We start from the raw sequence: 15,198 nt of genomic DNA, 5'->3' as shown, positions 1-15,198 counted from the left end.
GTCATTGCTCCAGTTGGGTGAGTTCGTAGGGTGGCAATTGGCTGCCCGCCAAGGGCAGGCGCAGCGTGAAGCAGGTGCCTTGGCCGAGGGTGGAGTGCACTTCCATCTGGCCCTTGTGGTTGTTGGTGATGATGAAGTACGAGACCGACAGCCCGAGCCCGGTGCCCTGGCCGATTTCCTTGGTGGTGAAGAACGGTTCGAAGGTGCGTTTGCGCACGCTTTCGCTCATGCCGATGCCATTGTCTTCCACCTGGATTTCGGCCCACGGCGGATTGAGGCGGGTGCGCAAGATAATGCGCCCCGGCTCGCTGTCGTCTTCACGCAGGTGAATGGCCTGGGCGGCGTTTTTCAGCAAGTTGAGCAACACCTGTTCCAGCTCGTTGGCGGTGCCCGGTACCGGGCCTAGCAGTGGATCGAATTGGCGGATGATCGCCTGGCCCTTGAAGTCGAAGCCGATGGTCAGGTCAAAGTCGTTACCGGCAATTTCCACTGCCTGGTCGATCAGCGCCGGCAGATCGCAGGGCGCCATCTGCCGATTGCTACGGCGGCTGAAACTGAGCATGTGGGTGACGATCTTCGCAGCCCGAGCGCCGGCTTGTTGGATGCCGTCGAGCAACTGCGGCACTTCGCGGCTTTGCAGGTAGCGGTTGACGGTGTCCAGCTCGATGCCTGCCTGTTCGGCGTGTTCCAGGTTCTTGGGCAGGTCGGGAGACAGGCGGCGGCGAATGTTCTGGACGTTGTGCAGGATGGCTCCCAGCGGGTTGTTGATCTCATGGGCCATGCCTGCGGCAAGCCCGCCGACGGAGAGCATTTTTTCCGACTGCACCATCATTTCCTCCAGCGACAGGCGCTGGGTGATGTCGTCGATCCGGATTACCACTCCGCGCCCGGCACCGCCCATCAACGGGTAAAACGTCAGGGCGTAATGCTTGGGCTCGTCATCCTTGACCCAGGTGACGCGCTCGATGCGTTCCACGCTGTGCTGCTCGACCGCGGCCTTGAGTTGCCTCAGGTAGGGTTTGAGCGGCTGGAAGGCGAGAAAGATCGGTTGATTCAGCGCTTCATCCAGGCGTGTCCCGGAAAGGGCGCTGGCTTCCTGGTTCCACTGGGTGACGTAGAGCTGTTCGTCCAAGGCGATCAGCGCCGACGGCATCGAGTCGATGATGCTGTTCAGGTAGTTCTGGAAACCGGTGAGTTTTTTCTCGATCTTGCTGCGAACCTGTACTTCCAGCTCGAGTTTGCGGTTGGTATGACGGGTTTCCTCGGCCAGGCCCTGGGCTTGGTCGTAAGCGGCTTGGGAGTCATCACGGGCGCGTTTGAGCTGCTGCTCGCGGGCTTCGATGCGCGACAGCATCGTGTTGAAGGCTTCCGCCAGGCTGCCGATCTCGTCATGGTTGCCGCGCCCGGCGCGCAAGGAATAGTTCTCTTCGCGAGTCACCTGACGCGACAGCTCTTCCAGTTCGTGGATGGGGCGAGTGATCAGGCGCTTGATCTGTCGGGCAATGACCAGCCACAGCAGCACGCTGAAAATCAGGATGCCCAGGCTAGCCGTCAGCGTGCCGGTATAAAAGGCCATCGGCAGTTCGCTGCTGGCCACCAGCAGCAGATGCCCGGGAGGCTGGCCGGGACGGGGCAGGGTGATGACCTGGTTGCTGCGAAACTCAGTGAGGCGCCAAGCCTCGATATGCCGGTAATTATCCGGCAGGTGCAGGCGATTGGCGTGCTGCATCTGCGCCAGGCGAGTGCCTTCGCCGTCATACAACGCAGCTGCGCGCAGCGGTGAATAGCTGGTCAGTTCATTGAGCAGGGCTTCGGCCTTGGTGGACGATTCGAGGGCTTCAGCGGCCAGTGACGGGTTGGACACCAACCGCCCGATGGCCTGCAGCGCCTGGGGCGCCATGCTTTCCTGGGAGATCCAGTAAGCCGCGCTGATGAACGTCAGGTTGGCCACCAACAATACGGTGGTCAACAACACCAGCAAGGCGGCCAGCAGTTTCTGCCCTACCGGTAGATTTTCAAGACGCTGGCGCAGTGGCATCAGGGTTTTCCCAGGTGATAGAGAGGTAGGCAGGGTAGCGCGTGCCTCAGTCGCTGGCCAATCCGTGTGCACGCAAGTGCTCGACCAGGCGCGCCTGCACTTGTTGCAGGTGCGGCAGGGCCAATTGATGGCGGGCAGCGGCTTCGCAGGCGTAGCCCAGCAGGTAGCTGATTTCGGTACGGCGGCGGTTGGCCACATCCTGATACATGGACGAGTAGTTGGCGGCGGTGGCCTGGATCACCCGTTCCACTTCACTGTGCAAATGCTCGGCAGCGGCCGGCTGGCCGCTGCATTCGAGTAACTCGGTCAGCTCGGCGCACAGGGTCGCCACTTCACATTGATGGTTTTGCAGGCCGCCGTTGCGGCACTGGTACAGCACGGTCAAAGGGTTGATCGCACAGTTGAGGGCCAGCTTGCGCCATAGACGCGTGAGAATCGCGGTGCTCCACTCGTGGGGGATGCCCGCGGCGTGCAGGTCATCCAGCCATAGCGGTGGCGTGGGGTGGGCGGCATCGCCCAGCCACGTGTAGCCATGGCCGGCAAATACCACGCGCCAGTCGCCGTCTCGGAATGCGCCTTCGGTGCTGGAGGCAAAGATGCAGCGGGCCTGGGGCAGTTGGGCGGCGACGGCGTCCTGGCTGCCGAGGCCGTTTTGCAGCAGGACCAGTTCGGCGTCCGGTACCAATCGATGTTGCAACTGGGCTACTGCGCTTTGCGCGTCGTAGGCTTTGCACGCCACCAGCAGGCGATGAATCGGTTCCGGGCTGTCAGGCGTTTCGCCGATTACCGGATAGGTGTGCGCTATGCCTTGTTCGACCAGCGTCAACCCCGGGCCCGCCCGATAGCTGGCCAGGCGTGCATCATCACGCAGGATCAGCCGTACGGGCAGGCCAGCGCGTGCCAGGCGCGCAGCCCAGAGGGTGCCCAGGCTGCCGGCGCCGAGAATGTGCCAGGTGGTCGACATCAGTTTTTACTCCGTAGGGCTGCTCGCAGTGAACGCGGCGAAAGAACCGCTATAATGCCCCGGCATTTTAGCTCGGGCGCGCTCCATCTCTACTGAGCCCGCCCCTTATATTGGAGAAATGACATGCCTTCGTTCGACGTGGTATCCGAACTGGACAAACACGAAGTCACCAACGCCGTCGAGAACGCCGTCAAGGAGCTGGACCGTCGCTATGACTTGAAAGGCAAGGGCAGCTTCGAATTCAAGGAAAAGGAACTGACCGTCAACCTGACCGCTGAAGCCGATTTCCAGCTGGAAGCGATGATCGAGATCCTCAAGCTGTCCCTGGTTAAACGCAAGATCGACGCGCAATGCCTTGAAATCAAGGATGCCTACGCTTCGGGCAAGCTGATGAAGCAGGAAGCCGTCCTCAAGGAAGGCATCGACAAAGAGCTGGCCAAGAAAATCGTCGCCCACATCAAGGATGCCAAGCTCAAAGTGCAGGCTGCCATCCAGGGTGAGCAGGTGCGGGTCACGGGCAAGAAACGTGATGACCTGCAAGAAGCGATCGCAGCGCTGCGCGCCAAGTCCTTCGACATGCCGCTGCAGTTCAATAACTTCCGCGACTGATGGCTCTGCGGGGAACCCGTCGGCGTTTTTGACGTCCCACGCCCCGGAACCTGCGCCTGCCATTGAGCCCCAAGGGGCTCATTTGCGTTTTCAGGCAGTTGATAAAGCCGCACACCGCCCAACAGGAGAAGCTACATGGATTTAAACGCAGAAGTGGATCAGTTGATCAAGACCTCGCAGTCGTGGGTCCCGATGATCATGGAATACGGCAGCCGGTTTTTACTGGCGGTGGTCACCCTGGCCATCGGCTGGTGGCTGATCAACGTCTTGACCCATCGGGTCGGGCGTTTGCTGGCGCTGCGCAATGCGGACCTGGCGCTGCAGCACTTCATCACCAGCCTTGCGAACATCGCGCTCAAGATGATGCTGGTGGTCAACGTGGCCTCGATGATCGGCGTGGCAACCACCTCGTTCGTGGCTGCGATTGGTGCCGCGACCTTGGCCATTGGCTTGGCATTGCAAGGCAGCCTGGCGAACTTTGCCGGTGGCGTGCTGATTCTGTTGTTCCGCCCGTTCCGCATTGGTGACTGGATCGAAGCCCAGGGCACCTCGGGTACCGTCGACAGTATCCAGATCTTCCACACCGTGTTGCGCACCGGCGACAACAAGACGGTGATCATCCCGAATGGCAGCCTGTCCAACGGCATCATCACCAACACCAACCGTCAGCCGACCCGCAAGGTGGTGTTTGATGTGGGTGTGGACTATGACGCTGATCTGCAGAAAGCCCGTGAAGTGCTGCTGGAACTGGCCAAGGACCCTCGCGTATTGGCCGACCCGGCGGCGGTAGCCGTGGTGTCGACCTTGGGCGACAGTTCGATCACCGTTTCGCTGCGCTGCTGGACCAAGACGGCGGATTATTGGGATGTGATGTTCATGCTCAATGAACTGGCGCGTGATCGTTTGAAAGCGGCAGGTATTGATATTCCGTTTCCGCAGCGGGTTATTCGTGTAATGCAGGAAAGTGCTACGAAGTAACTAAGTGTGATGCTGCAAAACTTGGCTGAGCGGTCAGGTCAGGTGTGCGGGTTTTTGTCTGGTTAGTTAGCTTGCTATTTTTCCAGTGAAATATAACTGCAATAAAAAAGCCGCTCCCTTGTGAACAGGGGAGCGGCTTTTTAGTTAAGGCGGATGCCTTAGGTCATCATTGCAATCAAACGGCTAATTACAAGATGTTCAGCGGGTATTGCGCGATCAGACGCAGTTCGTCGATGGACGCCGAACCGTAGTACACGCCGTCAGACGAACGATAGGTCGCTTGACGTACGCGCAGGCTCAGGTCTTTGGCCGGGCCGCTCTGGATCACGTATTTGGCTTCGATGTCGCGTTCCCACTCTTTACCGTTCGACGTGGTGCCGGTGTTGGCGCCGCTACCGCTGACGTAACGAGTCATGAAGCTCAGGCCTGGCACGCCGAAGGTGGCCATGTTCAGGTCATAGCGAGCTTGCCAGGATTTCTCGTCTTCAGCGTTGAAGTCGGAACGGGCGACGGAGTTGGCCAGGAAAATCGTGCCGCCACCGTCTACGCCATAGCCGTAGTCACCGTCACCGCTGACCTTCTGGTAGGCCAAGGTGAATGTGTGAGCCTGGTAGGTATACGCGCCTTGCAAGCTGTAGGCACGGTTATCCAGTTTGGTGGTGCCGTCTTTTTCTGCGCGTTGCAGGCCGGCACCGTCGCTTTTGGTGCTGTAGATGTTGAAGTCAACGGCTACCGACTGATCTTTGTCGAGCGCGTGAGTCCAGTTCACGTTGGCGTAGAGCTTCTTCCAGTAGTCTTCTACTTTCGAGTAGTAGAGGCTGGTGGTGAACTCAGGCGTCCAGGAGTACACGCCGCCGACGAAGTTGGCATCGCGCAGGCCGGTACCGGTGCCTGGCTCGGCGCTGGCGATACTGTCCTTGTAGGTGTGGTCCTGGGCAACGATCGAGGTGAAGTGACCGGCTTCCAGTTTCAGGCCGTTGATCTCGTTGCTGGTGATCGAGATACCTTGCGGCAGCTCTGGCAGCAGGCGGCTGTCGTCGGATGCGAATACCGGAGCGGTGGTGTATTGGTCGCCCACTTTCAGGACCGTATCGGAAATACGGAACTTGATGGCTGCGCCACCCTTGGAATAGTCGTCCTGCGCACGGCCGTCGGAGCCGTTAGGGAACAGGCCGGTACCGGCGCGGCCCTTGCCGCTGTCGAGTTTGAGGCCCAGCAAGCCGATGGCATCGACACCGACCCCGATGGTGCCTTGGGTGTAGCCCGAGCTGAACAGACCGTGGAAGCCAAGACCCGTTTCTTCGCGGCGGCTCTGGGTGCCTGGCGCGTTGTTACGGAAGTCACGGCTGAAGTACAGAGTACGAGTCAGAATGCTGGCTGTACTGTCCTCGATAAAGCCCTTGGAGTCGTCCTGGGCGGACGCCATTGCGAACTGCGAGGTGCCTGCTGAAACAGCCAGGGCGATCATGCTCCACTTCATCACGCGCATCGTGATTTGCTCCTTTGGTTTTAGGAAGAGTACTGCCGTCCCACCTGTATTTTTATCTGGGCGGCTCTTTCTTTTTTGTGTCGGCGCAAAGTTATATCACGCAGACGTTATTGACGATACTTACCCATCTATCCTTTCAGCTTCTTTACGAGGCTGTCGTAAATCGCTAGCTCCATGTCGCAAATTCACAGCCCGACTGTAACTGGGCTGACAACTTCAATACTCTTTCAAACCACCCTTCGAAGTTTGAACTCATCCTTGGCGTGCATTGAAACGCTGCTGTTTTTTATCGCGAAACACCGGCTTCCAGGCGAGTGTCGTTGCCGACGATGTGGGTGTGAATGCAACAAGCGTGCACAAAGGGGTAACCGAATGTCATTTTTTCGTGAAAAACATTATGGCCCTGTAAAAACCGCATAAGCACGGGCTTTTTACGCCGTTTGGTTTGGGCTTGACGCACGTGCCGTTTACCCCTTCGGTGGTCCATGAATCCTGTGCCAGAGCAAAACGTTACCGGTTCACACTCCTTGGTGGGTAATCGGCGGATCTCTTTGAGGCACAAGTGGGTCATTTTGGTGCAACTGCTAGCGGCCAGGATCAGCGTAGCTCAACTATTTGCCTGCATCGAAACAGGGCATGAATTTTCGTCGGTTGACTCAAGGCCCTGCGCATTCGTCGTGAAGCCGCGTGTAATCGAAGGTATGCTGGGCGCCTGAAATCGACCCGCGCAACGGAGTACTCACGTGTTCGCCTTGGATCAACGCCTGCAACAAGACACGAAGGTCATAGGGGATTTCCCGCTTTGCCGCCTGCTGCTGTCCAACGATGCCCATTACCCCTGGTTCATCCTGGTTCCGCGTATTGAAGGTATCAGTGAAGTGTTTCAACTGGATGTTGCCGATCAGCAGACCCTGTGGCAGGAAACCACCGCCCTGGCGCAGCTGCTCAATGAAGGGCTGGCGGCCGATAAGATGAACATTGGTGCATTGGGCAATGTGGTCAGCCAGTTGCACGTGCATGTGATCGTGCGTAAACGCGATGACGCCGCCTGGCCTGCACCGGTCTGGGGCAAGCATCCGGCGCAGCCTTACACTGAAGAGCAAGTGGCGGCTATCCGCAGTCGATTGCGCGAGCTATTGCCTGCCAGCTTCATTTTTACCCAGGATTGAACCATGGACCTGCAAGACCGCGTCACTGACCTGGAAAGCCGCCTGGCCTTCCAGGACGACACCATCGAAACCCTCAATGACATTCTGGTTACCCAGCAGCGGGCCGTCGAGCGCCTGCAACTGCAGATGACCGCGCTGCTCAAGCGCCAGGAAGAAATGGGTGGCCAGTTCGAGACGTCTGAAGAAGAAGCGCCGCCGCCGCACTATTGATCAATCGGCGCGAATAAAAAAACCGCGATCCAGCAGGCTGGGTCGCGGTTTTTTTTGCTGCGCAGGCTGGGGTCAGCGACGCGGCAGTGCAGCGATGACATCTTCGGCTTGCAGGCCTTTGTCACGGTTCATGACAGAGAACTCCACGCGCTGGCCTTCGACCAGGACGCGATGGCCTTCGCCACGGATAGCCCGGAAGTGGACGAAAATATCGTCGCCCGAGTCGCGGGAAATAAAGCCGAAGCCTTTGGACGTGTTGAACCACTTGACGGTACCGGTATCCCGGTTGGTCATGTCGTAGTTTTGCGACGCGGCCGCAGGGGACGAGCGGTAGAAGCTGATGGCCAGGTGAAGAACGATGGCGACCACAGCAATCACCAGGCTGAGCAGGATGGCCGGATGGCCGCCCACTTCAGGCATCGGTGCCAGGAGGGTGAGGGTTTGAACGACAACGGTCAGTACCAGCAGCGCGCTGACCAGGTTTTGCAGTTGATGACGCGTGCCTTTGTTCCAGTAAGGAATTACCGGTGCGAGCGCCAGGTTGAGAAGGCCGAACAAGGCCAGGTACAGGGCATCGTGTTGTTCCAGATAGGGCAGGCTTTCAGGCTGCAGGCTCGGGATAAACGACAGCAGCAAAGCTGCAACGCCCGTTAGCAGGTGGACGATTTTCAACATTTTGATTAACTCACGTTAAGACGGAACACTAAGGAAGAGCTGACCGGCACGGTTCGCTTCTGAACAATGGGAGGCGTTGAGCACGTGCGCGGGTATCAGCCTATGGGATGTGCCGCAGAAATGAACGGCCGCCCCACGTCACCTATTTAACAGCAAAGGCTGTGCCTACTCAAATCAAGCATTTCGGGGTGTTGCGGCTGCTTGGGCATTTCTGCGTCAAACGCTTGTCCTAGACAGGTGCGGGTTTTTTGAGCGGCATTTTCGGCATTTTCCTACTCCCTGAAGGCTTGCCGGTCGCGGGCCGACAAGCCGCACAGGGACGATTTGCCGCACTCCACCTCGGGAGGGCGGGCTGCACGCCGCCGGCACTCTTGCTAGAGTGGTCCTGCACCTGATCAATGAATGCTCGTCAATTGAAGGGGAAAAACATGGCAATCGATATTGGTATCAGTGAAGAAGATCGTAAATCCATCGTCGACGGACTTTCACGGCTGCTGTCCGATACCTATGTGTTGTATCTGAAAACCCACAATTTCCATTGGAACGTCACCGGCCCCATGTTCCGTACGCTGCACTTGATGTTTGAAGAGCAGTACAACGAACTGGCGCTGGCGGTGGACTCCATTGCCGAGCGCATCCGTGCCCTGGGGTTCCCGGCGCCGGGTGCTTATTCGATCTACGCCCGTCTTTCTTCCATCAAGGAGGAGGAGGGTGTGCCGAGCGCCGAAGAGATGATCAAGCAACTGGTCGCCGGCCAGGAAGCGGTAACGCGCACCGCGCGCGGCATCTTCCCATTGCTCGACAAGGTCAGCGACGAGCCGACGGCGGACTTGTTGACCCAGCGCATGCAGGTCCACGAGAAAACCGCATGGATGTTGCGCTCCCTGCTTGAAAACCAGTAAAGGTTAAATCCGGGTGGCGCCTTCCTGGCGCTGCCCGCTTGTTTCCGCGCACTTCCTGGCGTTGTCCTACGATTATCAACGCCGTGTCTTCTGGCTGCTCCTCGCGTCCTGCTGTTTTATAGGCCCACTGCCCAATGGGACAAGCCCATGGGCTGCTGTTTGGCAATGGAGTGTCAGGTGTATGTCACGCGGAATGGGTAAGGGAGTGATGGAGACCTGCGGTTTTCACAAGATAAAGGTCGACCCCTTCGCCAAGGGGTTCGACATGGGGCTGGCCAAACCGCTGTCGCGGTCGGTGAGGCTCAATGGGTTTTCCACCTGCCTGCGGCTTGAACAGATCTATTGGAATATCCTCACGGAAATAGCCAGGATCAATGCCTGCTCGGTCAGTGCATTGTTGTCCTATGTCGATCGGGAAGTGCACTTGCGGTATGGGGGGGTGAAAAACTTCAGCGGGCTGGTCAGGGTGGTATGCGTGGTTCACCTGTTAAAAGGCCGCGTTGCCCTCATGCCCCCCGATTAGCCTGGCGGTAGCGAAGCCGGCCCACTGTCAAGGCGGGCCGGGCTTCGGGCAGAAAGGCGGCTGCGCTGTGCCGATTTACCAGATATAATCCCGCGCTTTGCCGCGCATGCCGGCTTTCTTCGTGCTCCATGGAGCAGTGAGCAGGCGTGGCGCCGTAACGATCTGATCGCCGAGACATCTCCATGCCCATGTACGACTATCAATGTGCTTCCTGTGGTCATCAGTTGGAAGCCATTCAAAAGATCAGCGCAGCACCGCTGGTCGATTGCCCTGCCTGCCAGGCGCCTGAGCTGAAGAAGATGTTGTCGATGCCGGGCTTTCGCCTGAGTGGCAGCGGCTGGTACGAAACCGACTTCAAGACCGGTTCGAAGAAGAACCTGGCGGGCGGCGACAAAGCAGACTGAGTTGAACTCTACGCGCAGGCTCCTGCATTATCCGTCCCCTGCTTTAATGTACGGTGACGAGGCGGGCCTCCACCGAATTTCGAATTACGAGAAGTGAAACCACTACCATGATGCGCAGCCACTATTGCGGCCAACTGAACGAGACCCTGGAAGGTCAGGAAATCACCCTTTGCGGATGGGTTCACCGTCGTCGCGACCACGGCGGGGTGATCTTCCTCGATATCCGTGATCGTGATGGTCTGGCCCAGGTGGTGTTCGACCCGGACCGCGCCGAGAGCTTCGCCGCCGCCGACCGTGTGCGCAGCGAATACGTCGTGAAGATCACCGGCAAGGTGCGCCTGCGTCCGGCTGGTGCCGTTAACAAGAACATGGCGTCCGGCGGTATTGAAGTGCTGGGCTATGAGCTGGAAGTGTTGAACGAGGCCGAAACTCCGCCGTTCCCACTCAACGAATACTCCGACGTGGGCGAAGAAACCCGCCTGCGCTACCGCTTCCTGGACCTGCGTCGCCCGGAAATGGCCGAGAAGCTGCGCCTGCGTTCGCGCATGACCACCAGCATCCGTCGCTTCCTCGACGAGAACGGCTTCCTCGACGTTGAAACACCGATCCTGACCCGTGCCACGCCGGAAGGCGCACGTGACTACCTGGTGCCTAGCCGTACCCACGCGGGGTCGTTCTTCGCCCTGCCGCAATCGCCGCAGTTGTTCAAGCAACTGCTGATGGTGGCCGGCTTCGACCGTTACTACCAGATCGCCAAGTGCTTCCGCGACGAAGACCTGCGCGCCGACCGTCAGCCGGAATTCACCCAGATCGACATCGAGACCAGCTTCCTCGATGAAAAAGAGATCATGGGCCTGACCGAACAAATGATCCGCAACCTGTTCAAGGAAGTGCTGGGCCTGGAGTTCGGCGAGTTCCCGCACATGACCTTCGAAGAAGCCATGCGCCGCTACGGTTCCGACAAGCCAGACCTGCGTAACCCGCTGGAACTGGTGGACGTTGCCGATCAGCTCAAAGAAGTTGATTTCAAGGTGTTCAGTGGCCCGGCCAACGATCCGAAATGCCGTATTGCCGCCCTGCGCGTGCCTGGCGGCGCGAGCATGCCGCGCAAGCAGATCGACGACTACACCAAGTTCGTCGGCATCTACGGTGCCAAGGGCCTTGCTTACATCAAGGTCAACGAGCGCGCCAACGGTGTTGATGGCCTGCAATCGCCGATCGTGAAAAACATTCCGCTGGAGAACCTGAACGCGATCCTCGATCGCGTCGGTGCCGTCGACGGCGACATCGTGTTCTTCGGGGCCGACAAGGCCAAGATCGTCAGCGAAGCCTTGGGCGCACTGCGTATCAAGCTCGGTCATGACCTGAACCTGCTGACCTGTGAGTGGGCCCCGATGTGGGTCGTTGACTTCCCGATGTTCGAAGAGAACGACGACGGCAGCTTCAGCGCCTTGCACCACCCGTTCACCGCGCCGAAGTGCTCGCCGGCCGAGCTGGAAGCCAACCCGGCGGGCGCTCTGTCCCGTGCCTACGACATGGTGCTCAACGGCACGGAGTTGGGCGGCGGTTCGATCCGTATCCACCGTAAAGAGATGCAGCAAGCGGTGTTCCGCCTGTTGGGCATCAACGAAGCGGAACAGGAAGAGAAGTTCGGCTTCCTGCTCGACGCCCTGAAGTACGGCGCGCCGCCCCATGGTGGCCTGGCGTTCGGCCTGGACCGTCTGGTGATGCTGATGACCGGCGCCCAGTCGATCCGTGAAGTGATTGCCTTCCCGAAAACCCAGAGTGCTGCGGACGTCATGACCCAGGCGCCGGGTGTGGTGGATGCCAAGGCACTGCGCGAGCTGCACATCCGCCTGCGTGAGACGCCGAAGGCTGAGTAAGGCCGCTGCGTGAAAGCGCACTGAGGTTTACGCAGTCTAAAAAGGCGCATCTTCGGATGCGCCTTTGCGTTACAAGGGCTGCACTTTAAAAAGAAAAGTCCGCCCTGGGGCGGGGTTGATAAGGTTTCTACAGAATTTCGGAGTTGTGTTATGGCTGGCCATTCCAAGTGGGCGAACATCAAGCACCGCAAAGAGCGTCAGGATGCCAAGAAGGGCAAGATCTTTACCAAGTGGATTCGTGAACTGACCGTTGCGGCCCGTCAGGGCGGTGGGGATCCGGGTTCCAACCCGCGCTTGCGTTTGGCGCTCGACAAGGCCCTCGGCGCGAACATGAGCCGTGACATCATTGACCGCGCCGTGGCCCGTGGCGCCGGCGCCGCCGACACCGACGACATGGTCGAACTGAGCTACGAAGGCTACGGCCCAGGCGGTGTGGCGGTAATGGTCGAGTGCATGACCGACAACCGCAACCGCACCGCTGCGGCCGTGCGCCACGCATTCAGCAAGTGCGGCGGCAACCTCGGTACCGACGGTTCGGTGGCCTACCTGTTCGAGCGCAAGGGGCAGATCAGCTTCGCACCGGGAACGGATGAAGATGCGTTGATGGAGGCCGCGATGGAGGCGGACGCCGACGATGTGGTGACCAACGAAGATGGCTCCATCGACGTGTTCACCTCGTTCGCCAGTTTCTACGCCGTGCGCAACGCATTGGACGCCGCTGGTTTCAAAGGCACCGACGCGGAAATCGTGATGCTGCCGACCACCAGCGCCGAGCTGGACCTGGACGGCGCGCAGAAAGTGCTGAAGATGCTGGATATGCTTGAAGACCTGGATGATGTACAGAACGTGTATTCCAACGCGGACATCCCGGAATCCGTCGCCGAACAGCTAGGCTGAAAAGCGATGTAGATCCATGTGGGAGGGGGCTTGCTCCCGATGGCGGTGGCTCAGTCGACTTATGGATAACTGACACCCCGCTATCGGGAGCAAGCCCCCTCCCACATTGGCACGTTGATGTATCAACATTTGTTTTATTCAACCCGCAGGCGTTATGACTTTAATCCTAGGTATCGACCCCGGTTCACGCATCACCGGTTTTGGCGTGGTGCAGCAGACCCCGCGTGGCTGCGTGTATGTGGCCTCGGGTTGTATCCGCACCGGTGCGGGCGAGTTGGCCGAGCGCCTGCAGATCGTTTATCGCGGCGTGCGTGAGGTCATCCAGACCTATGGCCCGGTGACGATGGGCATCGAAAAAGTGTTCATGGCAAAAAATGCCGACTCAGCCCTGAAGCTCGGCCAAGCCCGTGGCGCCGCCATCGTCGCCGGTGCCGAGGAGGGCATGGAGATCGCCGAATACACCGCGACCCAGGTCAAGCAGGCCGTGGTCGGCACCGGCGCGGCCAATAAAGAGCAAGTACAGATGATGGTCATGCACATGCTCAAGCTCACCGCCAAACCGCAAATCGACGCCTCCGACGCCCTGGCTATTGCCATTTGCCATGCGCACACCCGTTCCAGTCTGCTGCCCCATGGTCTCGGCACTGCACGCAGTCGTGGCGGGCGGCTGCGTCTCTGATAGCATCAGCGCAATCGTTATTTCCGGTCAGGCTTTGATCTGACCCCAAGCTTTAAGGATCTGAACCGTGATTGGACGCTTGCGCGGCACCCTGGCTGAGAAACAGCCGCCGCACCTGATTCTGGACGTCAATGGGCTGGGGTATGAGCTGGAAGTGCCCATGACCACCCTCTATCGCCTGCCGTCGGTCGGCGAGCCGATTACGTTGCACACTCACCTGGTGGTTCGCGAAGACGCGCAATTACTCTATGGTTTCATCGGCAAGCGCGACCGCGACTTCTTCCGCGAGCTGATCCGCCTGAATGGCGTGGGGCCCAAACTTGCCTTGGCCTTGATGTCCAGCCTGGAGGTGGACGAGTTGGTCCGCGCGGTTTCGGCCCAGGACACCTCGGCCTTGACCAAGGTGCCGGGTGTCGGTAAGAAAACTGCGGAACGCCTGCTGGTGGAACTCAAGGATCGTTTCAAAGCCTGGGAGGTCGTACCGAGCATGTTCGCGCTGGTGCCGAACCAGCCGGATATGCCGGCGGCCCAGGTCGCCAGTGCAGAAAGCGATGCCGTCAATGCGCTGATTTCCCTGGGCTACAAGCCCCAGGAAGCGAGCAAGGCGGTGTCGGCCATCAAGGACAAGAACCTGAGCGCCGAAGACATGATCCGCCGAGCCCTGAAGGGAATGATTTAAGTGATTGAAGCTGATCGTCTGATCGCGGCCACCGGCCCGCGTGACCGTGAAGAAGTCCAGGACCGGGCTATTCGCCCCCTGAGCCTGGCCGAATACATCGGCCAGCCGACCGTGCGCGAGCAAATGGAGCTGTTCATCCAGGCTGCACGCGGGCGCACTGAGTCCCTGGACCACACGCTGATCTTCGGGCCGCCGGGGCTGGGTAAAACCACATTGGCCAATATCATCGCCCAGGAAATGGGCGTGTCGATCAAGTCGACCTCGGGGCCCGTGCTGGAGCGTCCGGGTGACTTGGCGGCCTTGCTGACCAATCTTGAACCCCACGACGTGCTGTTTATCGACGAAATCCATCGGTTGTCGCCGATTGTCGAGGAAGTGCTGTACCCGGCCATGGAAGATTTCCAGCTGGATATCATGATCGGCGAAGGCCCGGCCGCACGTTCGATCAAGCTCGACCTGCCGCCCTTTACCCTCGTGGGGGCGACCACGCGCGCCGGCATGCTGACCAACCCGCTGCGAGACCGTTTCGGCATTGTTCAACGTCTGGAGTTCTATAGCACTGCCGATCTGGCGACCATTGTCAGCCGTTCGGCGAGCATTCTCGGCTTGCCGCTGGACCCGGACGGCGCGTTTGAAATTGCCCGTCGGGCCCGGGGCACGCCACGGATTGCCAACCGCTTGCTGCGCCGGGTTCGCGACTTTGCCGAGGTGCGGGCCAAGGGGCATATCACCAAGGCCGTCGCGGACCTGGCCTTGAACCTGCTGGATGTGGATGAACATGGCTTCGATCACCAGGATCGGCGTCTACTCTTGACCCTGATCGAGAAATTCGACGGTGGCCCGGTCGGTGTGGACAGCCTGGCGGCTGCGATCAGTGAAGAGCGTCATACCATCGAGGACGTACTCGAGCCGTACCTGATCCAACAGGGTTACATCATGCGTACGCCAAGAGGGCGAGTGGTGACGCGGCATGCCTATTTGCACTTTGGGCTAAACATTCCGTCACGATTGGGCGAGATGCCTGTAGTAGACGAATTTCTCGATGCAGTGGACGATTAAAAGCTTCACGCCAGACGATTTATCCGAGGTTTGTGCTGTC

At 59.2% G+C, this 15,198-nt stretch carries 16 protein-coding genes; 12 read left to right on the top strand and 4 right to left on the bottom strand.

Going from position 1 to position 15,198, the window contains the following annotated elements; translation table 11 throughout:
- Window position 1: 1 nt before the first annotated feature.
- Window positions 2-2,038 carry a PAS domain-containing sensor histidine kinase gene (locus DK870_RS18865; RefSeq protein ID WP_161549383.1) on the bottom strand — a complete coding sequence of 679 codons (2,037 nt, stop codon included), beginning with the start codon at window positions 2,036-2,038 and terminating at the stop codon, window positions 2-4.
- Window positions 2,039-2,084: 46 nt separating this feature from the next.
- The gene (locus DK870_RS18860; RefSeq protein WP_161549382.1) at window positions 2,085-3,002 is read right to left on the bottom strand and encodes a putative 2-dehydropantoate 2-reductase; all 918 of its coding nucleotides are present in this window, start codon (window positions 3,000-3,002) and stop codon (window positions 2,085-2,087) included.
- Window positions 3,003-3,125: 123 nt separating this feature from the next.
- Here DK870_RS18860 and DK870_RS18855 point away from each other — a divergent pair, with 123 nt between their 5' ends.
- Together DK870_RS18855 and DK870_RS18850 are read left to right on the top strand one after the other, a co-directional pair.
- On the top strand, window positions 3,126-3,611 hold the full coding sequence (locus tag DK870_RS18855) for a YajQ family cyclic di-GMP-binding protein (RefSeq protein WP_060754199.1): 486 nt from the start codon (window positions 3,126-3,128) through the stop codon (window positions 3,609-3,611).
- Window positions 3,612-3,746: 135 nt separating this feature from the next.
- Entirely contained in the window at window positions 3,747-4,589 is an 843-nt protein-coding gene (locus DK870_RS18850; protein WP_161549381.1) for a mechanosensitive ion channel family protein, read from the top strand.
- A gap of 187 nt (window positions 4,590-4,776) precedes the next feature.
- Here DK870_RS18850 and DK870_RS18845 read toward each other — a convergent pair whose 3' ends face one another.
- Window positions 4,777-6,078, bottom strand: coding sequence for an OprD family porin (locus DK870_RS18845; RefSeq protein ID WP_161549380.1), 1,302 nt, complete (start codon window positions 6,076-6,078; stop codon window positions 4,777-4,779).
- A gap of 743 nt (window positions 6,079-6,821) precedes the next feature.
- Here DK870_RS18845 and DK870_RS18840 point away from each other — a divergent pair.
- Together DK870_RS18840 and DK870_RS18835 are read left to right on the top strand one after the other, a co-directional pair.
- Window positions 6,822-7,247: an HIT domain-containing protein gene (locus DK870_RS18840; protein WP_060754196.1), complete on the top strand. Its 426-nt coding sequence runs from the start codon at window positions 6,822-6,824 to the stop codon at window positions 7,245-7,247.
- A gap of 3 nt (window positions 7,248-7,250) precedes the next feature.
- Entirely contained in the window at window positions 7,251-7,457 is a 207-nt protein-coding gene (locus DK870_RS18835) for a SlyX family protein (protein ID WP_015885618.1), read from the top strand.
- A 72-nt stretch (window positions 7,458-7,529) separates the two neighbouring features.
- Here the strand turns inward: DK870_RS18835 and DK870_RS29850 are convergent, their stop codons facing one another.
- Window positions 7,530-8,132, bottom strand: a complete 603-nt coding sequence (locus DK870_RS29850; protein ID WP_090368859.1) for a cold-shock protein — start codon at window positions 8,130-8,132, stop codon at window positions 7,530-7,532.
- A 428-nt stretch (window positions 8,133-8,560) separates the two neighbouring features.
- Between DK870_RS29850 and DK870_RS18825 the strand changes: the two genes are divergently transcribed.
- The 8 genes from DK870_RS18825 (at window position 8,561) to ruvB (ending at window position 15,158) form a co-directional block, all read left to right on the top strand.
- Window positions 8,561-9,034: a Dps family protein gene (locus DK870_RS18825; protein ID WP_003193874.1), complete on the top strand. Its 474-nt coding sequence runs from the start codon at window positions 8,561-8,563 to the stop codon at window positions 9,032-9,034.
- A 181-nt stretch (window positions 9,035-9,215) separates the two neighbouring features.
- Window positions 9,216-9,557 (top strand): ribbon-helix-helix domain-containing protein, encoded by a 342-nt coding sequence (locus DK870_RS18820; protein WP_060754193.1) that lies wholly within the window; start codon window positions 9,216-9,218, stop codon window positions 9,555-9,557.
- Window positions 9,558-9,739: 182 nt separating this feature from the next.
- Window positions 9,740-9,961 carry an FmdB family zinc ribbon protein gene (locus tag DK870_RS18815; RefSeq protein ID WP_010208103.1) on the top strand — a complete coding sequence of 74 codons (222 nt, stop codon included), beginning with the start codon at window positions 9,740-9,742 and terminating at the stop codon, window positions 9,959-9,961.
- A gap of 107 nt (window positions 9,962-10,068) precedes the next feature.
- The gene (aspS, locus tag DK870_RS18810) at window positions 10,069-11,844 is read left to right on the top strand and encodes an aspartate--tRNA ligase (RefSeq protein ID WP_060754192.1); all 1,776 of its coding nucleotides are present in this window, start codon (window positions 10,069-10,071) and stop codon (window positions 11,842-11,844) included.
- A 150-nt stretch (window positions 11,845-11,994) separates the two neighbouring features.
- A complete protein-coding gene (locus tag DK870_RS18805) occupies window positions 11,995-12,741 on the top strand; it encodes a YebC/PmpR family DNA-binding transcriptional regulator (RefSeq protein WP_060754191.1) in 747 nt (248 codons plus the stop codon).
- 154 nt (window positions 12,742-12,895) lie between these two features.
- Window positions 12,896-13,420: a crossover junction endodeoxyribonuclease RuvC gene (gene ruvC / locus DK870_RS18800; RefSeq protein ID WP_025854762.1), complete on the top strand. Its 525-nt coding sequence runs from the start codon at window positions 12,896-12,898 to the stop codon at window positions 13,418-13,420.
- 67 nt (window positions 13,421-13,487) lie between these two features.
- A complete protein-coding gene (gene ruvA, locus DK870_RS18795) occupies window positions 13,488-14,099 on the top strand; it encodes a Holliday junction branch migration protein RuvA (protein ID WP_003193868.1) in 612 nt (203 codons plus the stop codon).
- Window positions 14,100-15,158 (top strand): Holliday junction branch migration DNA helicase RuvB, encoded by a 1,059-nt coding sequence (ruvB, locus tag DK870_RS18790; protein WP_090368863.1) that lies wholly within the window; start codon window positions 14,100-14,102, stop codon window positions 15,156-15,158. It begins immediately after the preceding gene.
- The last annotated feature ends 40 nt before the right edge of the window (window positions 15,159-15,198 follow it).

Origin of the sequence: Pseudomonas sp. Q1, assembly GCF_009935975.1 — a bacterium.
GTDB classification, from domain to species: domain Bacteria; phylum Pseudomonadota; class Gammaproteobacteria; order Pseudomonadales; family Pseudomonadaceae; genus Aquipseudomonas; species Aquipseudomonas palleroniana.
The sequence above is the reverse complement of the archived record's forward strand: the minus strand, read 5'-3'. Positions and strand labels throughout refer to the sequence as shown.